A 24,056-nucleotide genomic window follows, 5' to 3' on the forward strand; every position below is an offset into this window, starting at 1 on the left:
ACTGATTAAAGTTTCACTTTATTTCATTAATCTACTTTTTAAAATTAGGAGATGAGATGTGTATGTGTGGAATTACAGGTTGGGTAAATTGGAATAAGGATCTTTCCAATGAGCATGGTATTTTAGAAAAGATGGCAAATCGTATTCAGCATCGCGGTCCTGATGCTGAAGGATTTTGGTTTTCACCTCGCGCGGCTTTTGCACACCGCCGTTTAATTGTAATTGATCCAGAAGGTGGGACACAGCCGAAGACATTTCGTGCTGGTGATTATACGTATGCTCTTACTTATAATGGAGAAATTTATAATTTCCGTGAGCTGAGAGAACAACTAAGGAAATGTGGTCATACATTTGAAACGCATTCAGATACAGAAGTGTTACTACATGCTTATTTAGAATGGAAAGAAGACTGCGTGCAACATTTAAACGGCATTTTCGCTTTCGCCTTATGGGATGATCAGAAGCAACAACTGTTTTTAGCACGTGATCATTTAGGTGTAAAACCGCTCTTTTATACAGAAAGAAATGACAGTATTATTTTCGGATCTGAAATTAAAGCATTATTAGCTCATCCATCTGTTCCTGCTGAAATTGATGCGAATGGCATAAATGAAATATTTGGATTAGGGCTATTTCGAACTCCAGGATGTGGCGTCTTTAAACATATTCAAGAAGTGCGTGCTGGACATTGTATAACGTTTACACGTCATAAAAAAGTAGTTACGAAGTATTGGAATTTAGAAAGTAAGACCCATACAGATTCTATAGAAGATACATCATCGCATATTTTATCTATTTTACAAGATACAGTAAAAAGACAATTAATTGCCGATGTCCCTCTCGTTTGCATGTTATCAGGGGGATTAGATTCTAGCGGTATTACTGCACTAGCGGGGAAAGAATTTGCTGCTGAAAATAAAACACTTCATACGTATTCCGTTGACTTTGTAAATAGTGCAAAAGATTTCGAGCTGACCTTTGCTCGCACAGGTTTAGACGCTCCTTGGGTAAAACGCGTTTCTGAACATGTAGGGACATCTCATCATGATATTATTGTGAATGCTGAAGAATTAGCAAATCACTTATTCGTTCCCCTCCGTGCAAAAGATTTACCGAGTGCTGGTGAAATGGAAACTTCACTATATTTACTATTTTGCGAAATGAAAAAAGATGCGACCGTAGCTTTATCGGGCGAATCTGCTGATGAAGTATTCGGTGGATATCCTTGGTTTCATCAAGAAGAATTACTATATGTAGATAAATTTCCTTGGCTAACAAATTGGAAAAATACATCTCCTCTTCTACTACATGAAGTAAGTAACCAATGTAATCTAGAAAACTATATTGATGCACGATTCCAAGAAGCGATACTTGAAGTACCTACTCTTGAAGGTGAAAGTAAAAAATCCGCGAAACAACGTCAAATGTTTTATTTATTTTTAACGAGATTTCTTCCGTTCTTACTTGACCGTAAAGACCGTATGAGTATGGCTGTAGGATTTGAAGTTCGTGTACCGTTTTGCGATTATCGATTAGTTGAATATTTATGGAACGTTCCTTTCAACATAAAAAGCATTGATAATATTGAAAAAGGCATTTTACGTAGAGCACTGAAACCTGCTTTACCTGACGATGTACGCAATAGAAGAAAAAGTGCGTATCCAACTTCACAAGACCCACATTATTTACAAACAATTCGTCATTTATCACTCGACATGTGCAGTAATAAAAACAATCCTATTTTCTCACTTATTAATCATTCCACATTACTTGCCATTGCCGATCAAAGTAATAAAGAAATTAACAATTTCGAAGCAAGAAGTGCTATGGAATACATGCTACAAGTAAATGAGTGGTTAAAAACGTATCACATCCATATCGCTTAACAAAAAGAAGTTCAAGGATAAAAACCTTGAACTTCTTTTTTATTAATTAGCACATTGTTTGTTATCAGTATCAATGGACCATCCAATAATTGTGGCACAATCTCTCCCTTTCCACTGCAGTACATTTGTTAATACTGGTTCAATCTGTAAGCAACTTCCGTCGTGCAATATTTCTACTAAAGATTGATCATCATCAAACCTTCGTTTATCACACTCTAAAATACCGTCCGTTGCCATTACAATGTGATTCATTCCTTTTTCTAATCCTCTTACACCTGACGTAAAGCAAGGTGTATTTGCTGCAAAAATATTTTTCCTACCGATATATTCGTAATTCTTCCGTTTATTTAATCGCCCTTTCCCATTCTTCGTTTTCTCAGAATGGAATAAATATGCGAAACAATTACCAACTGATAACCAATATAAAAATTCACCTTTTCGCAAACATATTAAACATGCGAGTTCCTCATCATCTTGATCACATTTTTCAATAAACAGCTCATCTGTAAATAATGCTAATAAGTACATATGTGTATGATGAAAAGCTAAATGTATCGGGTAGGAAAATAACTCGTTTAGTTTCTCTTTTCTTTCTGAAATTGCTTCTATTATATAATCTATATTTTTTGTTTTGTGGTGTGTATCAAAAATCATAACAAATTCAAATTGTAATTCAGGATCCCACCAAGCAAGCACCGCATCTCCTCGTTCATATGCATCACTCTCTTGATTCCCCCCATATACGCCGACTGAAAGAGGACCACATTTTTCAACATGTATTTCATCTACATACATCTGTTCATGACTCATCCATTTGAATGTATTCACAGCTATCATCCTCTCTCTTGCTAAATGTATACCTTTACACATAGATTACCTTATATTTCAATAAAAATAAACTTTTTCAACATTTTTTATCCAAATAAAAGGATTTTATTTCTATATTAACGAATATATCTTATTATACGATATAAAAACAGGAGGATTTATTATTATGAAAGACATCAATCAGCATTGGGAGAACATTTATTATCACTTACGATATGAATATGAAGACAATCTTTCTCACCAAGCCATTCGTATTTTACAAATCGTTTCTCGTGAGAAAGATATAACAATTGGAAAAGTCGCTACTGAGCTTTCTCTCTCTCATAACACAGCATCTGAACACGTAAAGCGCCTTATTCAAAAAGGTTTTATCATGAAAGAAAGAAACAAACAAGATGAAAGAGTTGTGAACCTTACTTTAACGAAAGAAGGCATTGAAGTATTAGAAAAGCATACTTTACTAGATAAAGAAAAGATAAAAATATTAGAATCGCAGTTATCGAAAGAAGAACAACAATTAATCGAAAAAGCTTTTTCGTTATTAGCGAAGGAGGCAAAGTATGCATTTCCTCGTTAAAGTAATCGTTTCGGCACTTATTATTGGTGTTATTACTGAAGTCGCTAAACATTATAGTACGATTGGCGGGTTTATTGCTGCCCTTCCTCTCGTAAGTTTACTGAGCCTATTTTGGATTTCTTTCGAAGGCGGGAACAAACAAGAATTAAGTCAATTTGCTATAGGTGTATTATATGGATTTCCTGCATCAGCACTACTATTATTTATCGTTTATATCGGTTTAAAAAACTCGTTTTCACTTAGTACATCTGTCCTATTCGGTATAGGTGTTTGGTGTATTGTTTTCGCTTGTCAAAAATTATTTCAAGCTTAGTTAGGAGGGTTTACTATTTATAAATTTGTAGAGGTATTGGGGCAAACTATAGAAGTATATATAAAAGGATGTAGTACACAAACTTTAGTTATTCAGACCGGAATGACTTGCTCATTTTATGATTGGTTTCCTATTATAGAAAAGCTTTCACAACACTTTACAGTCGTTTCATACCATCGCCCAGGTTACGGAAAAAGCGAACTAGGGAATCATTCACGTACTACAAGACAAGCGACACAAGAACTACATATGTTACTACAAAAACTAGATATTCACGACCCAATCATTCTAATCGGTCATTCCTATGGAGGCCTATGCGCACAACATTTTGCGATGTTACATGAAGATAAGTTGCAAGCACTTATTTTAGTTGATTCTACTTCCATGAACTTACACCGATTAGATGAACTTTATTTACCAATTTCTGATCAAACTGATTCTGATGATATGTGGCTTCAAAAATATAATACATATTCCAAAATGGATGTACACATGCTTTATAATGAACTAAAGCCTATGCTAGCCGATCAATCAAGACAGCAAATTGAATTTTCTACCTCTCCTACATTATATAAAGCCACAGCTTCTGAACTATCGGAGTGGAAAAATTGTGCTCGCTCAATAAAAGAACTCTATAAAACATTAGAAGTACCATTAATCGTTATCGGTAGAGACCCTCAATATTCTATTACTCAGTTGACTGAGGGCAGCATGCAAAAAGAGGAAGCGACACAACTTGAAGCAATGTGGCAAGAACTGATTCATGAACAATTACAACTCTCAATAAACAGCCAATATATACTTGCCGAACATGCTGGTCACGGAATAGAAAATGATCGACCAGATATTATTATTGGGGCTGTTCACTCCCTAAAAATAAAAAAAGGAAGCAACTAAAGCTGCTTCCTTACTTATCTATTCATAATCTTCTTCATCATCGATTTCTTCGTAATACGCATTCCCATTACTTACATATATAGGACCATTCGCAACGTCAATACGTAATACCCATGCCCATGGCACAGCTAAACGCTTATGTATTGCTCGCCAAAAGCTCATTGATTTTCTTTCGTACTCCTGGAACTCCTGAAGTAACTCTTTGTAGGAGGAACCGTCTAACTGAATATTTGTTTCTAACAAACGAGAATGGGCATAGTACTGCAGCTCTAGCTCAGCAGCAATTTCCATTTCTTCTTCCGTTGCCATTCCTATAATTGTTCCATCTGCTGGTGCAATTTCATATACGTTGTGAACTTCAATAAGCCCTTCTTTCTCTTTCTCAAACATGTAAACAGCCTCCTTTAACATATATTTTTTATGTTACAAAGTCATACTTCTACAATAACATCTCTCTTTCCTCTTTTTTTGATAAACTTTTACAAATTATTTATCTGATGACCCGTATTCTCTATCCTTTCGGCAGAAACTAAATCTTCATTATGAAAATTCAACTTAAATATATCAGGCATACGAATTGTTTTCCAAAATCGAAAATCATATTTTGAATCAAAATAGTTCATGAGTAATACCATAATATTCCCATGAGTTCCTATTACAATATTCTTATCTTTATATTTTTTTAATATATTTTGCATACATATTACAGCACGCCTTTGCGCTACATCATTCGATTCTCCGCCTTCGTGTGCAAAATCCCAATCTTCCCACACCTTTTGGACTGCATCATTAAAATCTGTTACTGACTCTGAACTTAATAACCTTTCTCGTAAATCTTCTTCTATTTGTATCGATACATCATATGTATTCGCAATTCCTTGTACAGTTTGAATTGCTCTTTTGTACGGGCTAGAAATCACTACATCAATATGTGCATCTTTTAATAAGCTTGTAACGTTTTCTGCATCCAATTGTCCTTTTTCAGATAAAGGTCGCTCCCGTTCTTCTTTTGTATAGGTAGAATGGGCATGGCGAACGAAATATATTGTTGTCATTTATTCATCTCCTTTTTCCGTTTCTACCCAAATTCAATACATTATTATCAAATCCCTTTACCTTTATAATAAGTGCTGTCAATTTTAAATGTTGATTTTCATATTAATAAAAGGGAAACACCCCATATGGTGTTTCCCTCATTTAAAATAGACTACATTCAATTAAATATTTTATCGATTTTATTTCGATCGTAATCTAATATCCAATCATTATATGTATGATACATATCCCTAATTGTATTAGGAGAGATAGCTAATACATCACAACCTCTATCATCATAAATGTGAAATATAGTATTCTTGTTAACATTTATGAAATACACCATATGAAAAATACGCGGTTTGATTCCCATATCTTGATTACAAATTGCTTTTAGCATAGGAATGTATTTCAAGTCTGAAACTTTACATTTCAAAGTAAATCTATGTGTTTTATACAATCCATCTTCATCATCTTCTGGAAAAACATAAGGGATTGTATTTTTCTGTAACTTAAACAAATCAGACTTCTCTTTTACATACTTAGAAAAGATATTCAATTTGTGTTTAAAAGTTTCACCGTCTGCAAAATCATTTACATCCACTACAATATAAATATCGTCTGTTTTGGAATGTAAAGACTGAAATAAAGTAATGGCTCTATTATAAACGCCTTCTAAATATGGGCAGTTTTCATAAATATTAGTGCAATCATAGTTCACACCTAATTTAAAGCGAATACCAATATCCCCATTATAAAATAGAGGTGGGCTAAGTTCTAAATTTGGAAACGTTTCAAGCATATACTCATTCAACCCCATCTCAACACCTACCTGTAACAGCATCTTGTTTACATAATAAAATTATTCTATTGTAACTTCTTTCTAAACTCTTCATCCACTATAGCATCTTGAATAAAATAATCTATATTATTTCTCAGTTTTTGATATGAAACTTGATCTTCTATATCGTTAAACATAATGACAACTTCTACTTTATTCCCTTTCTTATCTGTAGTATACAAGCTTTTGGTCAATACGAATTCGGTAGAACCACCTTTTTGACCAGCATATTCGAACTTATTATTTTTAACTGTTCCTTTGAAAATGTTCTCGATTTCTTCTTGCATTGATTTTGGAAAATACTTTCTACTATTTATCTTTTCCATTATACTCATATAATCTTTAGCGTTTGCACCCACTAATTGATCTGACCAAATATGTTGAAATTCCATATCTACTTTTAATGGAATATCCCGTTTTTTCCATTCTTCTTCATCTTTCATCCATTCCTGTATTTGTAACACATGTTTATTATATTCATCTTTTGACATGTTACGTAACGTTTTTAATGACTGATTTTCTGGCACATGAAGTTCTTTTTCTACGTATCCTCTCATATATAGTGCAGCCGTATAAGAAGTAAACTTATCATGACTAGTAAGCTCTAACTCTTTTATACTTTCATTTACTCTTTCTATTCCAAGCTTTTCTAACAAATATGTTGTATTTGCATTAGAACTATAATGAATCATACCTTTAGCGACTTCTTCTAAAGCGATTTGTCCATTTTTCACTAACTTTCTAGCTGCAGCGCCTGCTAACCAGTCAGGATGTGCTCCACCATCAGTATTTTTAACGTAATATTTTTCTAGCTCCTGCAATGAAATTTGTTCATCTCGGCTTATCTTTCCTTCTGACACTTGCTTAGCAAATTCAACTGCTATTACGATTTTTGCCATACTTGCTAATGGCAATTTTTTATTTTCATTTATAGAAGTTAATACTTCTCCATTTCTTTTAATAAGTAATGAACATGTTTCATCTTCTTTATGTTCTTTTATGTACTTTAATACGTAATTAGGATCTTCTTTTGACAAATAGTATTTCATAATAAAAAAGAAAGCTATCACGGCTACTATAATAACTGCTGCAACAATTCCTATAATCTTTAATATGTTCACAATGTGCCCCCCTTTACTAAATTCCCTTCTATATGATTATAACGAATAAAATTACAAAATTATACAAAACAGAGTAACTCTTCCTAAAAAAGAAAGAGTTACTCTATTTCACATGATGTTATATGTCCATTTAACGTAACGACTATATTCGAGTCGTCACTTTCTTTAGCACCTTTTAGTCGATTGGAGTTAGGGGGACCAATGACAACTGACTCCTTAATTGGCGAAAGGTCCTTTCCTAATTTTTCTGCACTCACACCGTATGCAGCTTGAAATACTTCTGGCGGTGTTAATCTAAGTATGTCTGATCCTTCTGCTGTTTCAAACTGATCGTTATTGAAGAACAAATGTAAGTGTACTTCTTCTGTTACCGCTGTGATCCAATGCCACCATCCCATTGGAATAAAGACAGTTTGCCCCGCTTTTACATGATAATTTTGCAATTGATTCGTTTCGGGATTTAAAATGGATGTAATTGCTTCTCCTGATACAACAACATCTAATTCCCACGCATTCGGATGCCAATGCGGTTCTCGCATATGTCCTTTTGTCATAAATAAATCAACAAATGCTCCACCTATCATCGCTGGTAACTGCGTTGACGTAACTTCATATGCAACGTTTTTCTCATCTCTCTTAAAAAAGATATTTTTTCTTGAATCAAAGAAAAGATTTGGAGTTCCTGAACTTTTCTTTAAATTTTTATTATCTGGAACATAACCTGAACTACTCATTTTATCCCTCTTTTCCACTCCGAACATTTCGACTTTCACACTGTATCGTATGGAAAAAATGTATAAATGTGCCTAAGCATTGATATAACAAAAAAACATGCCTTCATAAGGAGAGCATACTTTGTGATATTCTTCACATTATTTAGCTGAAAATAAACTTTTTACTTACCATGATGTAACATTAAATCACTAAGTTCTTCTTCAATGTGATTTAATTTCGCAACGCCTTCTTTCCATTTATGAATATAACGTGAAACCCCAACGAAAAACAAAACAATAATTGTGGAAAGAATAATACCATACACGATTGCTACAGTACTCATAGTTACACTTCCTTATAATTAGTAATGTGGTTATTAGTTATATTTTTATTATAAACCTTTTTCTTTTAAAATACTTCGATTTCAACTTTTTGTAACAAAATTGATTTTTCTAATAATAGTACATAACATTATAATGCTAGAAGAAATCTCTTTCTGATTCCTTCTAGCGTTATAATTGAAAGAAATAAAACTCTCATTCATAGTCCTTTTACTTTACACCGACTGAAACTGTTTCTGGCAATGTGCTACCACCATCAATGACAATGTGTGTACCTGTTATGTAGCTTGATTCATCGGATGCTAAAAAACCTGCTAACTGACCTACTTCTTCAATTTTCCCTAAACGTCCTAAAGGAACACCAGAAGCAATTCCATCGATTACATTACTCGGCTCATTTGGATCAGATTCATTTGCTATTTGCTCTGCCATTGGTGTCATAATGTAACCTGGACAAATTGCATTTACAGTAATATGATGTTTTGCAACTTCTCGTGCTAATGCTTTTGTAAATCCCCAAATTGCTGCTTTCGTCGTTGCATATGCAGTTTCACCTTCATCAGCAACCAATGTTCCTGTTACAGAAGACATATTCACAATCTTTCCGTAATTTTTCTCAATCATATATGGCAATACCGCTTTAGAAAAATTCCATACCCCATTAATATTTACTTGGAATTGAAAATCACGCATTTCATCTGACATATCTAAAAAATTTGCAAGTCGAATAACACCAGCGTTATTTACTAACACATCAATCTTTCCGTACTTCTCATATGCATCTTTCACTACTTCTTTAACAGCATTCATATCAGCTACATCGACGACATAACTCACAGCATCTAACCCTTTACTTACGATATTTTTGGCAGTCTCATGAACTGTCTCTGAAATATCAACAAGTAATACTTTCGCCCCTAGCTCTGCAAATACATGTGCAATTCCAGCTCCGTTCCCCATCGCAGCTCCTGTAACAAAAGCGACCTTACCATCTAATTTTCCCATTTTATAACCCCCTTATAAAATATATAACGTCTTTACATTTTCATCATACCAAATATTCCCTCTCATTCTTTACAAAGCTCCATTTGTTAAAAAACGTTCAAAAAAAGAAAATTTTTCACAAATTATACAAAACTTCACCTTATGTACTATTACCATATGAGTTATATTATTTAATAGGAAAAAGGGGATGATATAGTATGACGACTTGGTTTATTGTTATGTTGGTTGTATTTGGAGCATTTAAAATTATCGTTTCGAGCCTTCCTAACACTGTTATTGAATCCATTATTAGCAAGTACGAAACACATCCACAGCTCGAAGAAGAGAATGCGACTGTTACAATCAATGGAAATAACGTAGAAGGCGAACAAAAATCCAAAATTATTCATGATTTTAACGAAGGTTTATTTTTAGATCGCTATTATGCACCGCCACACAATGAGGGTACGCCTTTAATTATTAATGCAAAGCGTGGCAAAAAGGATTTTATATTTTATATTTATAGTCACGAAGAGCATGTTGATGTTGTAAAGCAATATAAAAAGAAGGTAGTTGCTTATAGTTTACGTTCTAAAAACCTTCAAAATAGTGATATGTTCGTGTCAGCTGATTTAGCTTAGTGCTCATATATTAAAGAAGGAATCCATGGCATATGGATTCCTTCTTTAATAATTACTGAAAAATAAGCTCTGTCTTCAAACCATCTTTCGGTAACAGCCATCCTTTTTGTTCTAAACTCTTCATTAATAATTCTCTTTTTTCTTTTGCTATACTTTCCTCATTTGTTTTAAACGACACTTCTATTACGAAATCATCTTCTATTTTCCCTGTATTACTTAGTGGCCAAACTTCAATATTCGTTTTACTATTTTCAAACTCCCCTGTATACCTTTTCATTAATACAGGACCGTAAATACGGGAATCCCTTAACATCTCTTCTCCCCAATTCGTATACAACCATTTGTTCATTTTCCCCGGTAACTTTTCTACTAACATGTTTTGAGCAGCTTTTTCGTTTGGTAAATCAAGTACTCCATATCCTTTCGCACTGTAACTTTTCTTATTTGAAATACTTAACGTTTTCTTCTCAAATCCCCAGTCTATTTCCGCCTCATAACTATCCGTATTACTATCGAATCCTTCTTTTTTAGCTACTTCTAGTGCATCTTGAATTACACCGTTTGGAATAGGATATCTTTTTTTATATGTTAGCTCAAAATCTTTACTAAATTCTTTCTTTCGTATTCTGGCAAACCAGCCTTCATTACTTAAATTTTTATTTGCAGTATCTAAAAACTGTACTTGTATTCTTTCATAATTTGTACCAGCCTGGAAATGCTCTAGTACATCTTGCTTCATCTCTTTGTTAGGACCTAGTACTTGTTCTGGCTTTAATAATAACTTCACTTCAAAACTAGGTGTCATTGGACTAGCAGCAAACCCTTCCTTATCGGAATAAAGGAAACAACAAAAGAAAATACTCACGAATACAAATACTTTTTTCATATACCTATCCCCTTTACATGTTAAATAACTTCTATACGTTCCATAGTAAGTGAATATACATTTTCATACCCTGCCGTGCTAAGCTTTTTCTGTAATCGATCTGTATCCTCTTTCAAAGCGTGTACTAACACCGTATGTTCTGGTGATAATGTATTTAACATCTCTTTCACATCTCTTATACTTTGGTGAACTTTATATGGCACTCGCTTCATCCTACATTCTTTACCTACACGTTCCTTCAAAACTTTTTCTGCAAAACTCCCTTTCGCAATATGTCCAGTAAAGATAATAGAATTTCGTTCGTCACGTCGAATTTGTTCATAATATAACTGCGCTCGTTTCGTTTGCATATTCGCATCACTCATTACAATTATTCCAAAACTATGTTGCGTACCGCTTTCATCATCCATAACTATTATGTTTCTTTTTAAACTCTCCAACAGCTCTTCAAGTTCTTCATTATTTTTGATCCAATCTTTATATACGATCATTTCTTCGAATCCATCCAAAATTTCTTGATCTACTATAATGGGAAATTCTTTATATTTTTCATATAAATACAACACGATATCTTGCGCCCTACCAAGGGGTGGCAGAGGTAGTAATGCTATCCCTTTTTGCCCCGCAGCTCGTTCAATTTCTGCACATAGTTCGTTTACTCGTTCATGTTGCGAAACATCATCAGTATGATAAGCGGCATCTACGATTGCGACTTTTATATCGCCGTGCAACTTCTCAGGTAAATTAGCTCGCAATATGTTAGACTCTGCTGAGTAATCGCCAGAATAGAATACATATGTATGACTCATATCCACTAAAAACCAAACTGATCCTAATACATGCCCACTATACCCCCATTGAAACCGCAATGTAGGAGTAATCTGTACCCATTCATTCGGATTGCTAATCTCATCAATATATACATAATTTAAATCTTTCACATTTTGGTCGGTATAAGGTACATGCCATCCTTGCGCCAAATTGTAGTTTCTCCATTTTTCATAGTAAGCTGGGAGTTGCTCCTTCGTATAACGAGTTGTCCATATTTTTTTCTTATATCCATACTTCGCTAATAAAGGTAAGCCCATCGTATGATCTTCATGAATATGTGACAAAAATACTGCATCTAAAAACGGTACAACTTCTCGTTCTATTTTTGGATAACTATCCTTATATGACCGATTAATACCACAATCAAATAATATTTCTGTCTCTTTATTTTTTACGAAGTAGCAGGAGCGACCGTATTCTCCCGCTCCTCCCCATACTTCTACCCTCATCATGCTACCCCTTTTCGTTTGTGCTCCATATGCTGCAGAAGTAATAAACATAGTGTTGTAAGTCCAACTGAAACGACAGCCATCGCCATTCCAATAGATACTTCTCCTTGTTCAAATTGAGCAAAAATAAATGTTGCTGACGTTTCTACCGATGGAGGTAGTACGAGAAGCGATGCTACTAACTCCCTTATCGAGATTGTAAATGTCATCGCCCATCCGGCAAGAATACCCGGGATAATAAGAGGGAATATTATTTTTCTAAAAATATACATATAATTCCCAGAAAAAATACTTCCTGCCTGCACGAGAGAATCATCAATTTGCCCGAGCGATGCTTTTACATACTGCACTGTATAAGGTAAAAAAAGAACAACGTACGTTACGATTACCATGACTGGTGTATTGTAAATGGACAGGGGCATATAGGGGGAATTCCAAAATAAAATAAGCCCTACAACCATTACGATTCCTGGTACCATGTTCGGTAACATACCGCACATATCCAGCCATTTTTCAGAGGACTTTTTCCCCTTTCGAATCATAAGTGCTAAAAAGACGCCAATCATAACAGCAATAATCGCTGTTATAAGTGAAAAAAGAAAACTGTTCCATAGAGCTTCTAATCCTGGAGATCCGATTGTAAATAATGCTTCATAATGACTCGTTGTAAAGTTATGTAACTGTAAGCCTCCGCCTCTTAATTTTGACAAAGAAGCAATCAGTATAGAAAAATACGGGATTCCAATTGATACGATTAATAAACCAATTACATAAACCCATGCTACAACGCGCACATATATAGACAAAGTGTACCTTTTAGATTTCACACCTTTTCCACTAACCATTGCATATGAATACTTTCGATTTAATACGTTTTGCATATACCAAATGAGCATACATGCACTAAGTAATAAAGAAGATAATGCTGTTGCACTACTAAAATCAATTGGCCAACTCGAAATAAATTTATGAATCTCTGATGTTAACACATGAAATCCGATTCTTCGTCCAAATGTAGCCGGTGTTCCAAATTCAGCAATCGTCTTTACGAAAATGAGTAAAGCACCCATTACATAACTTGATACTAATAACGGTAATATTATTTTTCTTAAACGATAGAAAAAGCTTCCACCATGAACTGCTGCCGCTTCTTCTTTACTACTCCCAATTTGAAGTAATGTATTCTTCAACATGAAGTAAAGAAATGGGAATAAATGCAGACTCATAATTAAAACCATACCTCCTAAGCTAAAGAACGAAGATGAAACCGTCTTTAGCATTGGAAAAAACTGTTCAAAATATCCGTTCGGTTGCATGAACAAAATCCAGCCCATCGATCCAATATACGGCGGTGTCATAAATGGAATCATAAAAACAATATCTAACTTGCTATGCTTTCCAACATCTGTTTTGCTCATAATGAAAGCTAGTGGAAATGCAAAGATAGTTGCCCCTATTACTACGAGTACACCTAGAAGCATCGAATTCAGAAAAATCCCAGCTAATCCACCACTCTGCATCACTTCAAACGGCTTTAAAAAATTCCAACTACTATTTTCATATACACTAGAAAGTAAAATGAGAAAAAGCGGAATGACGATTAACATCGCCACAAGTAACAACGCTACCGTCATCCCAACTTGCCTTACTGATCCAAATCGATTTACCATGTAATCACCATCTTATTGAAATACTTTCTTAAATTGTTTTCCTATTTCATCTTGTTCTTTCTCAACTGTCTTCCAATCAATATGTAATACTGGAATCTCTTCCACATTTGGTCTATTTTCCGCTTTTATATCTGTTCTACCGGGTAATAAATACGCTTTAGAAATTTGTTTTTGTACATCATCTGATAATAAATAATCAATAAACTCTTTTGCACCTTTTACATTTTTACTATCCTTCATAATACCTGCTGCACGTGGGCTAATCACTGTTCCGCTTTTTGGATAAACAATATCAACTGGTTCACCCTTTGCTTTTGCACTGTACGTCATATAATCAACACCCGCAATGACCATATCTTTTGCTCCTGTTACAACTGGATCTAACGCTTCTTGGTTTGCCCCTGCTACTGTAACTTCATTTTTCTTAAGCTGTTCAAATAAATTCCATCCATCTTTTCCATTCTTTTTCACATATCCTGTCACAAAGTCTAAAGCTGAACCTGAAAGTGCTGGATCTGGAAGATTCACTTTCCCTTTCCATTCTCCTTTTGTTATATCGCTCCAATCTTCAGGCGCTGTCTTCACATTTTTTGTGTTATACACAATTCCTAACGCTGAAGCACTATATCCAAAATAATGTCCTTTATCATCCGACCATTCAGAACGAAGCTTATCAGCTTGTTTCGCTTCTTTATAAGCTAACGTTTGTCCATCTTTTTTTAATCCTTCCATCGCTGGTAAAGATGCAAGTACGACTACGTCAACGACTGGATTTTTCTTTTCGGCTTCCATTCGCGCTAAAATTTTACCTGTTGTTCCTTGAAACATTTCCACTTTTATACCCGTTTTCTTTTCAAAGTCCTTTTGAATTTTTTCTGCTAATCCTTTTGGTCCTGCACTATATACAACAATCTTCTTTTCATTCGTAGTTTTACTTTTTGCATCTGCATTACCTGTCTTTGAACTACACCCTGTTACTACGGCAGAAAATAATAAAGTACATACGAATAAAGACTTAAGCGAACTGAATTTCTTCATACGATTCTCCCCCTATATGATGAATACATTTTTTCGGTACATATAACGATACTGGCTTTCCGATGCTTAGCTTACTATTGTGATAAGCTGTCCATATTCCGAGTGTCCCCATGTTTACTTTCACTTCATAACGTTCCCCTACATATGTAACGTGCTGAATTTCACCTGTATATATTTCGCACACTTCATTTTTCGTCCAACTTACATGCTCTGGACGAACCATTTGTTTCCCCTCTACAAGCCAATTTGCCTTACCAACAAATTTTGCAACAAATTCATGAGATGGCTTCACATAAATATCTTCTGGTGTTCCTTTTTGTAATACTTCTCCTTGTTGCATGACAATAATTTGGTCTGACATTGACATAGCTTCTGTTTGATCGTGCGTTACATACAATGTCGTTAAACCAATGGAATGAACGATATCCATAAGCTCTAATCGCATTTCTTCTCGCAAAATTGCATCGAGTGCACTGAGCGGTTCATCAAACAAAATGAAATGCGGCTTTGTTACAATCGCTCTAGCAAATGCGACACGTTGCTGCTGTCCGCCAGAGAGTTCATGCGGATAACGTTTCTCCATCCCTTGTAAGCGAACTCGCTTTATTGCCTCTTCTACTTTTTCCCGTAATTGATTCGTTTGCTTTGTAGCTCTTAAACCAAATGCAACATTTTCAAATACAGTCATGTGTGGCCATAAAGCAAAATCTTGAAATACCATACCGATATTACGTTCATGAGGAGATGTTTTTATTTTTTTAGAAGAAGAATACATGCACGTATCTCCGAAATATATTTCACCTTTATCTGGCTCTTCCAGTCCTGCAATCATTCTGAGTAATGTCGTTTTCCCGCATCCCGAAGGTCCTAAAAGTGTGGTGAATTCACCTTGTTTCATCACAATTTGTAACGGCTTTAACGCTTGTACTTTTCCAAATGATTTTTCTAATCCACTAATTTTAATATCCATCGTTTCACCTCTCTCCCCTCACTCTTAACCTGCTTTCATTCTATATGGAAGATTTATACTGAATGTTAATGTACTGTAAAGATTAAATTAAAAAACTTCTAATAAACTATTTATTTCTATAGATTTTTTCTACAGTTAGAAGAAAAAGGGGCAACTCGCCATGAATCTCTTAAAATTAGAAATTGTAGTGCTTATTAAGAAATACAAAAAGCTCACGATTGTTGCAGAACAGCTTGGAGTTAAACAACCTACTATTACATTCCATATAAAAAGCTTAGAAGAGGAACTCGGTGTACCTTTATTTGAATTACGTTCTGGAAGATATTTCTTAACAGAGGCTGGTGAGGCATTGCATCATTATGCTTGTAAAATAGATGCGCTTATGAAAGAGGCTAGACGGGTCACGCAAGAGTTTAAAGATTTTCATAAAGGCGCTATAACAATTGGCGCTAGCTATGTACCAGCGACTTATCTTTTACCAGAAATTGTTTATCAATTTCAATGTGAATTTCCAAATATAAAAATAACACTCATGGTAAAAACAGCCCCTGAAATTCGAACGATGCTACAAAATCATGAAATCGATCTCGGTGTAATTTCCGCAGCACCGTTTGATGAATCACTTTTAAAACAGACGAATGTAATGCCTGATACACTTGTTCTTGCTTTCTCCAAAGAACATCATTTTTCAAAAAAAGAAAATGTATCATTACAAGATATCGAAAAGGAACGAATATTACTACATCGTAATCCATCTACAACGAGAGATTTACTTACAAAATGGATGTTAGCTCATAACATTACATTCCAATCAAAAATTGAATTAGATTCATTAGAAACGATGAAACAAATTTTAAAATACGGTAATGGGGTTGCCTTTATTTCTAAACTTGCTATTGAACAAGAAGTACAACGAAATGAACTACGCTACATACCGATCCCTGAATTTGAATTTCAACGTAACATTTATACCATTCATCATGAAGACAGATGGAATTCTAAAATTATTTCTTTTTTACTACAGAGTATCACTTCTTATGCAGAAAAAAGTTAAAAGGCTGTCGTTATACACGACAGCCTTTTACACTATGAATCTATTTATTTTTCTTCGCTTCAATTTTTGCTTGTGCCTCTTCAGCCTTATCTAATGCTTCTGAAACTTTTTTCTCTTTTTCTTTCACATCATCTATACTATCGACAGCCTTAATGAGTTTATCAATTCCTTCTTCTTCTACTTTTCTCCGCTTTGCTACTCTTTCATTCACTTTCTCTTCTACATCTTTTGCTTTTTGAAGCATATTCTCTGCATTTGATGTTACAGCTGTTTCAAGTGCATCGTCTTTTTTCATTTGTAACACTTCATTTGCAATGTCTTTCGCTTCTAAATACTTACCGTCTTTTAATGCCGTTGCTCCGTGATCCATTTTCTCGGCCATTTCTTTATATGATTTCGCTTCATTTCCTGATTTCTCTTTTTCTGCTTTTTCAAACCACATTGTTGCATCACTATATTTTTCATCTTTCAATGATTGCATACCTGTTTCAATATATGTGTCATAATTGCTACATCCAGCCATTACGACTAATAGAAAAAGCATAACAAAACTTAATTTTTTCATGCTGTTGTCTCCTTTTCTTTGCCTGCTCACTATACTGTAACATACATGAAAAAGAGTTTCAAAAACTAAAATACTAATTTGGTCATTTTTATTATTTTCTTGTTTTTAAGCCGACACATCCACTTGTTTTTTCGCCATATGTTGCCTTACTCCAACTAATACAACTAACAATAAACCTCCGCCTATTGTCATCATAACAATGCTAGTTGGCAACATATCTAACAATAACCCATATACAATCATACCGAGCGGTGCGATTGCAGTCGCAATTGTTTCAAGTAGGCCAAACACACGCCCTAGGTAGCTCGGATCTGTCGTCTTTTGCATATGTACTTGCATTGGAATATTTACAATCATAATTGCTATACCAGTTAACATCATGAAAGCAATATAGTAAATAAAACTTGCTACTTTTGGAATGGTAACTAACAACGGGAATACTGTACATAAACTTAAACCTGCAAACAAAAACAGTCCAGTATAAATAGAACGAAACGGATTATTCACTTCTTTACGCACTGATAAAGTAATCGCACCCATTAGCATTCCGACTGCTAACATTCCCTCTACAGTTCCGAGTTGCTTTGAAGATAAATGCAATGTACGTATGATAATGTATGGCAGTGCAACGGTTAGCCCACAAGCAAAAAAGTTTACCCACAATGCTATTTTCATTAAACCATATATTTCATGTTGTCGTTTTACATATGAAAAACCTTCTTTTATACTCGTCAAGAAATGCTCTTTACTCTCAGCCACTTCTTTTTTATATAAATCAAATACAATAAATAATTGCAAAATAACCGCTAAAAAGAATGTAATGCTATTTAACAAAAAGAACGACTGAATTGAAAGGAAACCAAATACAACTCCGCCAATAATTGGCCCTAAAATATTTGATAAAGAAGCTGCCGTTTGATTTAAAGCACTCGCTTTTTGAATACGCCCCTCATCTACTAAATTAGGAATAGACGAAGTTAATGCAACAGAATAAAAACTTGCACAAATTGATAATAATGCTGCTGAAACATAAATAAAAAGAAGTGATGGTCCAAATATAGTAGCAAGGATAAACATGATAAGCATCGTTAAACTACTTAATAAATCTGTACCGATGACAAGCCATCTTCGACTCACACGGTCAGCTACAGCACCAGCAATTGGTCCACAAATCATCCGTGGAAGTGACCCGCAAACGAGTGTAGTAGCAAAGCCCATCCCAGAACCTGTTGTCTTTAATACATATAACCCCATTGCGAACGTATAAATACCTGCGCCTAATAAAGACGTCATTTTTCCAATCATCATTAAAATGATATTTCTCGTTGCAATCTTCATTCTTGAATCAGTTTGATCTATACTTACATCTTCCATTATGACACTCTCCCTTCAAAAGTTAAATTGTGTTAAACTTATTATATAATCAACTTTCCAATTATTACAACAAAAAAGTTTAATTGTATTTAACTTTTTGATTATAAAGGAGCTACAATATGGCAACTCTCGGCGAAAAAATTAAAGCATTACGAAAAGAAAAAAAACTTACACAAACTGAGCTAGCAGGTTCTGAACTGACAAAAAGCATGCTTAGTCAAATTGAAAACGGAAAAGCTACACCTTCGATGAAAACATTACAATATATTGCAGAAAAACTTGGATGTGAAACGAGTTTTTTATTAGAGGAAGACGATGATGAAATTGTAGAACTCATTCAAAAAATGGAGCGACTCATAAAGAATAAATGCGATGAAGTATATGAAACTTTACTACCTATCGTTCAAAAAGAGCTACCTTCTACTTTAAATACAGCTCGTTTATATAAACAGTTCATAACAGCAGCAGCTGTTATGAATGATTATAATATTGAATATTACGTTGAAACCGCTGTTTCTATATTTGAAAAATATACTTTGTATCGCGAAAGTACTGAAACGAAACTACTGTTTTACTATATGCTCTTCAAGCAGAAAAAATATAAAGAATGTTTACAGATGATCGCCACAATTCGTGATGAATATAAGGCGAAGAATCTAGAAATGGATCTTATTACACATATACAACTATACTTAAAAGAGGCAATTATTTTACTCGCATACGGCAATTATGAAAAATGTGAAAAAGTCATTTTAGATGCACTTGCATTTTCAAAAAAACATCAAGTGTATTATAAAACAGATGAATTTTATCGCATTTTATCTTATCAAAAAATCATCACAACTGATAAAGAACAATATTTATATTACATAAAAAAATCGGAGCAATTTGCCATTTTTACAGAAGATACTTTATCCGCTGCAAATGTAGATATATTAAAAGCTTATTACTACAACACTGTTACGAATGAATATACAATCGCATTGGAACATCTAGAACAATTTCGAGAAAAACTAAAAAATGATCCAATTTTCCAAGACGATGGGCTGTATTATCTTGAAAAAGGAAAATCTTTGTATGGTTTAAAACGTTATAAGGAAGCTTTGGAAACATTAAAACACGCTACCATACCAGATTATATGAATCATCCACTTGATCAATCGTGGGTATTAACAGCTGGGTCTTATCGTGCCCTTTGCTATATAGAACTTCAAGATAAAAAATCTGCCTTAACAGAGGCAAAAGAAGCTGTTCAAGCAATAGATAGCTATCCTGATTCGATCTTCACTTCATTTATTAAAGAAACATTACAAATAATACAAAAACTTTAAGAATGTCTCGAAATGGTATATTATTCCTCTTTTTTAGCAAAGATAATAATGATGGGAGGAATATAAATGAATATTCAACGTGCAAAAGAGCTTTCTGTGTCAGCGGAGCAAGCGAATGTTAGTTTTCAAGGCATGCCTGTTATGATTCAACACGTCGACGAAAGCAATGAAACCGCCCGCATATATGAAGTAAAAAACCCAGGACGCGAATTAACAGTTCCAGTTAATAGCTTAGAGGAAATATAAGAAATGCCACTTCATTTTTTGAAGTGGCATTTTTCTTTGTTCTATTTAAGTATCATCATCCCTATTTGCTCCTTAGTAATCCATACAAACCAATACAAATTACAATGAAACCTACTATTCCACAAGCTAGTTTTATAATTATATCTCTTGTTTCATAACTTCTAACTTCGACTATACTCTTTTTCAGACGTTCCATTTCCTTTTGCTCACTTTCTACTCGCTCCCCATATACTAACAAACGATATTTACTTGATGTATATGGTTCACATGTAAGCAGTGTAACTTTGTCTTTTCCTTTTACTACATTTAATTTATCCACTTGATTTGGATTAATGATTTCACGTCCAATTATTTTATACACGTGCTGCTTTCCAAATACCTTTACATAGAATACGTCTCCTTCCCTTAATCGATCAAGATGACGAAACATCGTTGCCCCGTGATATCCACGATGTCCTGCTAATACAGCATGTGTATCTTTCCCACCAATAGGTAAAGAAGTCCCTTCAATTTGCCCTACTCCTTTACTTAAGTTTTCTTGACTTGCTCCTAAGTATATTGGCAACTCCTCATTTATTTTTGGAATTGAAATCGTACCAAATATCTCCTCTTTGTTTATAAAATTTAACTGTTCATTTTCTATTTCAGCACCATGAACAAATGGATCATTCATGTTGAAAGTAGTTCTTCCTAACAAACGATTATAGGTTTCCATCTTACGAAATTTCTCATTTATATCTTCTACTTTTAAGCCATCAACCATTTTTTCATAACATATTACTCTTGTTTTATACACATAATTGTTTATATAATTAGCAACCATTGGATATAGAAATAGAAATAATCCTGCAAGGAACAATACTAAACTTATTACTCCCCTTCTCACACACTCACCACTCTATACATACCATTTTCGTCTTTTTAAATATATCAATAAGAGTATGACACAAATCATAATGATAGGAAGAATAATCATCCAATCTTCTAAAATGAATGTCTTTGGAATCATTTCTTTTTCTCCGTCATTAAATGGAACACGATGTCCTCTTACCAATAAACGATGTGTGTTCACTCCATAAGGAGTACACGTGATTAATGTTGCATAATCTTGACCTTGTACTACTAATAAATCCTCTATCTCATTTGGTAATACAACTTTTATTTGATCTACCTTGTAAGCAAGAATTTTATCTAATGAATGAATATAAAATATATCATTCTTTTCAATTTTATCTAGATGGGTAAACATTAGCGCTGAAGGCAAACCACGATGTCCAGTTAATACTGTATGTGTATTTTCTCCCCCTACTGGTAATGAAGATTTATTCAGTTGTCCAATTCCACGGCTTAACACTGCTTCCGTCGTTCCTTGATAAATTGGTAGATTCACATCTATTTTCGGAATTTCTATATATCCCATAACATCGCCGATATTTAACATATCTACATATGAACTTTTTTTCTCATCACCATTTTCATGAAACGGATCCGAAAATGTTTGCGTCGTATTTTGAACCTTCTTATTATATTCTCGCGCTTCCGTTTCTTTACGATCAATCTCTTCTTTCTCTAACTTCTTTACCGCTTCATCATACATACTTACTTCTGTATAATGAGTTCTCGTGGCAAACCAATTGCTTACAGCCGGATATAGAAATATGCTTAATCCTAGCAAAAAAACACTTCCAAAAATAATATTTCGTTTCATAACATCCTCTTTCACTACGGATAAAATGTGGAAAAGAGGAAAGCATAAATCTTTCCTCTTCTCAAAACTCAATTATTATAAATTAAGAATTCTTTACAGGTTTTTTTCTAAAGAAAATAAACGCTGCTGTTGCCATTAATAACAGACCTGCTACTGTAAAGAAGATTGTTCCTATACCACCTGTTGCTGGAATAATCCAACCGCTCTTATTATTCTCAACCTGTAGCTCTATTTTTTGGTGTTTTTCATCAATTGTAATATCAATCGGATCTCTTAACTTTTGATATTGCTCAACTGCACCGTCTTTATCTTTATACTTTGGTGCTTCCGTTTCAACAATTTGATATTCACCGTACGGTATTTCATTCCATGTAATAATACCATTTGCATCGGTTACATCGTTCATTTCTTTCCCATTAATTTTTATAACATTACCTTTTTTATCTTGTAATTGGAACTTTGCACCTTCTAATTTAAGTGCCTTATCTTTACCATCAACTTTTTCAATTTTAATATTTCCTACTGTCGGTGTAACTACTACTTCATTAGATGGCTTTCCGTCTTTTTCTGATGAAATATCATCTTTATTCGTGAAATCAAGTGAAGCTACGTTCGGAATTTCTATTCCGGCTTGAGTATCTCCTTTAATTTGTGCAGTAATTTGTAAATGTAGCTCTTTTCCATTTATTTTTGAAAAATCTTCAATCGTAGCGGTTACTTTTTGGCCTTCTACAACTACTTTTACACTACCATCTTCAACTTTCTTTCCATCAATCATAACAATTGGGTGACCTTTTATTTCCAAACGCTCATCTAAAATATCTGTTACGACATATTTTTTATATAATTTAATATCTTCTGGAAGTAATGTTTTAATATCATACGTATAATCTGTTTCTTTATTAATTCCAGCTACTTTTGAACCGTTATTTATACTTTTAGTAATGGTAGGTTCTTTAAAGTTCTTTATATCGTCCAGCTTAACTACTTTACCAGATTCCTTAATAGAGAAAGGGTGCTCTTCTTTACTAGTTAAATAATCTGTTGGAGCCTTATGCTCAATAAAATAATAATAATCTCCATATTCTAGAGAATCTACATGAATTTTACCATCTTCTCCTGTTACTAATGAACTCGGTGTCTTAACTTGTGTACTTGTTCCATCTTTATTCTTTTTAAATAAATGGAACTCTGCATCTTTTAATACTTTACCGCCTTCACCTTTTTTTACGAATTCTACTGAACCACGTTTTGTTTCATTTTTAGGGTAAATATGAACATCGTAATTTAAATCTTTACCGTCTGGACTTGTCATTGGAATATCGACAATAAAAGTAGTCTCGTCCAATTCAATATGTTCTGGGCCTTTAATAGCTTTTACTTCATAACGTCCTAGCGGAAGGTTTGTAAAGACAGCTTCCCCTTTTGCATCTGTTATCTTTGTAATTGCAGCGTCTTTTACTGGCTTTGCATCTTCTTTTATAACAGTTCCATCTTTTGAGATTTTTTCAAATGACTCAATTCGTTTAATTTCAAAAGTTACACCTTCTAAAGGTTTTGCATCTTCTGGAACAGTTTGTCCTTCTTTTCCATTACCTTCTGTAGTTGTTTTAGAATCTTTACTTTGTTCAAATTTGTGAATCGTTAACGTACCTGTACTTCTAGATTCCGCACTAACAATCATGTTAGATAACGTTGAAAAAGCTAACATACAGATTAAAAATAAACTAAAAATCTTTTTCATTGTTGTCCACTC

The 24,056-nt window shown here is 34.0% G+C and carries 26 protein-coding genes; 8 read left to right on the plus strand and 18 right to left on the minus strand.

Features of this window, described 5'->3' with window-relative positions; genetic code table 11:
* Positions 1 to 62 precede the first annotated feature (62 nt).
* A complete protein-coding gene (asnB, locus tag RCJ96_RS06315; protein WP_446699744.1) occupies positions 63 to 1,886 on the plus strand; it encodes an asparagine synthase (glutamine-hydrolyzing) in 1,824 nt (607 codons plus the stop codon).
* 42 nt (positions 1,887 to 1,928) lie between these two features.
* On the opposite strand, the gene RCJ96_RS06320 is transcribed toward asnB, so the two are convergent.
* Positions 1,929 to 2,756 carry a protein phosphatase 2C domain-containing protein gene (locus RCJ96_RS06320; protein WP_416504142.1) on the minus strand — a complete coding sequence of 276 codons (828 nt, stop codon included), beginning with the start codon at positions 2,754 to 2,756 and terminating at the stop codon, positions 1,929 to 1,931.
* Positions 2,757 to 2,880: 124 nt separating this feature from the next.
* Between RCJ96_RS06320 and RCJ96_RS06325 the strand changes: the two genes are divergently transcribed.
* Genes RCJ96_RS06325 through RCJ96_RS06335 form a run of 3 tightly spaced genes read left to right on the plus strand, consistent with a single transcriptional unit; the run spans position 2,881 to position 4,501 of the window.
* Positions 2,881 to 3,291 (plus strand): MarR family winged helix-turn-helix transcriptional regulator, encoded by a 411-nt coding sequence (locus RCJ96_RS06325; protein WP_416504143.1) that lies wholly within the window; start codon positions 2,881 to 2,883, stop codon positions 3,289 to 3,291.
* Positions 3,275 to 3,604 (plus strand): DUF3147 family protein, encoded by a 330-nt coding sequence (locus RCJ96_RS06330; protein ID WP_000545632.1) that lies wholly within the window; start codon positions 3,275 to 3,277, stop codon positions 3,602 to 3,604. Before RCJ96_RS06325 ends, RCJ96_RS06330 begins: the two co-directional genes overlap by 17 nt.
* Before the next feature lie 36 nt (positions 3,605 to 3,640).
* Positions 3,641 to 4,501 carry an alpha/beta fold hydrolase gene (locus tag RCJ96_RS06335; RefSeq protein ID WP_416504144.1) on the plus strand — a complete coding sequence of 287 codons (861 nt, stop codon included), beginning with the start codon at positions 3,641 to 3,643 and terminating at the stop codon, positions 4,499 to 4,501.
* An 18-nt stretch (positions 4,502 to 4,519) separates the two neighbouring features.
* On the opposite strand, the gene RCJ96_RS06340 is transcribed toward RCJ96_RS06335, so the two are convergent.
* The 7 genes from RCJ96_RS06340 to ucpA all read right to left on the minus strand — a co-directional run bounded on the left by RCJ96_RS06340 (position 4,520) and on the right by ucpA (position 9,558).
* Positions 4,520 to 4,891 (minus strand): hypothetical protein, encoded by a 372-nt coding sequence (locus tag RCJ96_RS06340; protein ID WP_000461770.1) that lies wholly within the window; start codon positions 4,889 to 4,891, stop codon positions 4,520 to 4,522.
* Positions 4,892 to 4,980: 89 nt separating this feature from the next.
* Positions 4,981 to 5,556 carry a histidine phosphatase family protein gene (locus RCJ96_RS06345; RefSeq protein ID WP_318582239.1) on the minus strand — a complete coding sequence of 192 codons (576 nt, stop codon included), beginning with the start codon at positions 5,554 to 5,556 and terminating at the stop codon, positions 4,981 to 4,983.
* A gap of 158 nt (positions 5,557 to 5,714) precedes the next feature.
* Positions 5,715 to 6,356: a DUF3885 domain-containing protein gene (locus RCJ96_RS06350; protein WP_416504145.1), complete on the minus strand. Its 642-nt coding sequence runs from the start codon at positions 6,354 to 6,356 to the stop codon at positions 5,715 to 5,717.
* A gap of 47 nt (positions 6,357 to 6,403) precedes the next feature.
* Entirely contained in the window at positions 6,404 to 7,498 is a 1,095-nt protein-coding gene (locus tag RCJ96_RS06355; protein ID WP_446699745.1) for a serine hydrolase, read from the minus strand.
* A gap of 98 nt (positions 7,499 to 7,596) precedes the next feature.
* Complete coding sequence (locus RCJ96_RS06360; protein WP_416504147.1) at positions 7,597 to 8,232, minus strand: cupin domain-containing protein; 636 nt, start codon at positions 8,230 to 8,232, stop codon at positions 7,597 to 7,599.
* Between the two features lie 161 nt (positions 8,233 to 8,393).
* The gene (locus tag RCJ96_RS06365; protein WP_000108701.1) at positions 8,394 to 8,555 is read right to left on the minus strand and encodes a hypothetical protein; all 162 of its coding nucleotides are present in this window, start codon (positions 8,553 to 8,555) and stop codon (positions 8,394 to 8,396) included.
* 208 nt (positions 8,556 to 8,763) lie between these two features.
* The gene (gene ucpA / locus RCJ96_RS06370) at positions 8,764 to 9,558 is read right to left on the minus strand and encodes an SDR family oxidoreductase UcpA (RefSeq protein WP_416504148.1); all 795 of its coding nucleotides are present in this window, start codon (positions 9,556 to 9,558) and stop codon (positions 8,764 to 8,766) included.
* 197 nt (positions 9,559 to 9,755) lie between these two features.
* Between ucpA and RCJ96_RS06375 the strand changes: the two genes are divergently transcribed.
* Positions 9,756 to 10,178 carry a YfmQ family protein gene (locus RCJ96_RS06375; RefSeq protein WP_416504149.1) on the plus strand — a complete coding sequence of 141 codons (423 nt, stop codon included), beginning with the start codon at positions 9,756 to 9,758 and terminating at the stop codon, positions 10,176 to 10,178.
* Positions 10,179 to 10,230: 52 nt separating this feature from the next.
* On the opposite strand, the gene RCJ96_RS06380 is transcribed toward RCJ96_RS06375, so the two are convergent.
* From RCJ96_RS06380 to RCJ96_RS06400, 5 genes are read right to left on the minus strand one after another with little or no spacing between them, the layout of a single operon-like run.
* Entirely contained in the window at positions 10,231 to 11,064 is an 834-nt protein-coding gene (locus RCJ96_RS06380; protein WP_416504150.1) for a hypothetical protein, read from the minus strand.
* Between the two features lie 20 nt (positions 11,065 to 11,084).
* Positions 11,085 to 12,347 carry an MBL fold metallo-hydrolase gene (locus RCJ96_RS06385; protein ID WP_416504151.1) on the minus strand — a complete coding sequence of 421 codons (1,263 nt, stop codon included), beginning with the start codon at positions 12,345 to 12,347 and terminating at the stop codon, positions 11,085 to 11,087.
* Positions 12,344 to 14,014, minus strand: a complete 1,671-nt coding sequence (locus RCJ96_RS06390; protein ID WP_044790328.1) for an ABC transporter permease — start codon at positions 14,012 to 14,014, stop codon at positions 12,344 to 12,346. Before RCJ96_RS06390 ends, RCJ96_RS06385 begins: the two co-directional genes overlap by 4 nt.
* Positions 14,015 to 14,026: 12 nt before the next feature.
* Positions 14,027 to 15,052 (minus strand): ABC transporter substrate-binding protein, encoded by a 1,026-nt coding sequence (locus tag RCJ96_RS06395; protein ID WP_000714696.1) that lies wholly within the window; start codon positions 15,050 to 15,052, stop codon positions 14,027 to 14,029.
* Positions 15,030 to 16,022 (minus strand): ABC transporter ATP-binding protein, encoded by a 993-nt coding sequence (locus RCJ96_RS06400; protein ID WP_416504153.1) that lies wholly within the window; start codon positions 16,020 to 16,022, stop codon positions 15,030 to 15,032. The genes RCJ96_RS06395 and RCJ96_RS06400 overlap by 23 nt, the downstream gene beginning before the upstream one ends.
* Positions 16,023 to 16,182: 160 nt before the next feature.
* Between RCJ96_RS06400 and RCJ96_RS06405 the strand changes: the two genes are divergently transcribed.
* Positions 16,183 to 17,076: a LysR substrate-binding domain-containing protein gene (locus RCJ96_RS06405; protein ID WP_416504154.1), complete on the plus strand. Its 894-nt coding sequence runs from the start codon at positions 16,183 to 16,185 to the stop codon at positions 17,074 to 17,076.
* 40 nt (positions 17,077 to 17,116) lie between these two features.
* Here the strand turns inward: RCJ96_RS06405 and RCJ96_RS06410 are convergent, their stop codons facing one another.
* Positions 17,117 to 17,641, minus strand: a complete 525-nt coding sequence (locus tag RCJ96_RS06410; RefSeq protein WP_000736430.1) for a DUF4398 domain-containing protein — start codon at positions 17,639 to 17,641, stop codon at positions 17,117 to 17,119.
* Positions 17,642 to 17,746: 105 nt separating this feature from the next.
* Entirely contained in the window at positions 17,747 to 19,015 is a 1,269-nt protein-coding gene (locus RCJ96_RS06415; RefSeq protein ID WP_416504155.1) for an MFS transporter, read from the minus strand.
* 119 nt (positions 19,016 to 19,134) lie between these two features.
* Between RCJ96_RS06415 and RCJ96_RS06420 the strand changes: the two genes are divergently transcribed.
* Positions 19,135 to 20,346: a helix-turn-helix domain-containing protein gene (locus RCJ96_RS06420; RefSeq protein ID WP_074609870.1), complete on the plus strand. Its 1,212-nt coding sequence runs from the start codon at positions 19,135 to 19,137 to the stop codon at positions 20,344 to 20,346.
* 66 nt (positions 20,347 to 20,412) lie between these two features.
* Positions 20,413 to 20,592 carry an H-type small acid-soluble spore protein gene (locus tag RCJ96_RS06425; RefSeq protein WP_001025740.1) on the plus strand — a complete coding sequence of 60 codons (180 nt, stop codon included), beginning with the start codon at positions 20,413 to 20,415 and terminating at the stop codon, positions 20,590 to 20,592.
* Between the two features lie 61 nt (positions 20,593 to 20,653).
* On the opposite strand, the gene RCJ96_RS06430 is transcribed toward RCJ96_RS06425, so the two are convergent.
* The 3 genes from RCJ96_RS06430 to RCJ96_RS06440 form a co-directional block, all read right to left on the minus strand.
* A complete protein-coding gene (locus RCJ96_RS06430; RefSeq protein WP_074609868.1) occupies positions 20,654 to 21,478 on the minus strand; it encodes a class C sortase in 825 nt (274 codons plus the stop codon).
* 12 nt (positions 21,479 to 21,490) lie between these two features.
* A complete protein-coding gene (locus RCJ96_RS06435; RefSeq protein WP_074609866.1) occupies positions 21,491 to 22,300 on the minus strand; it encodes a class C sortase in 810 nt (269 codons plus the stop codon).
* 82 nt (positions 22,301 to 22,382) lie between these two features.
* Positions 22,383 to 24,044 (minus strand): SpaH/EbpB family LPXTG-anchored major pilin, encoded by a 1,662-nt coding sequence (locus RCJ96_RS06440; RefSeq protein WP_416504156.1) that lies wholly within the window; start codon positions 24,042 to 24,044, stop codon positions 22,383 to 22,385.
* Positions 24,045 to 24,056: the final 12 nt, after the last annotated feature.

It is taken from the genome of Bacillus sp. BSL6 (assembly GCF_052928345.1).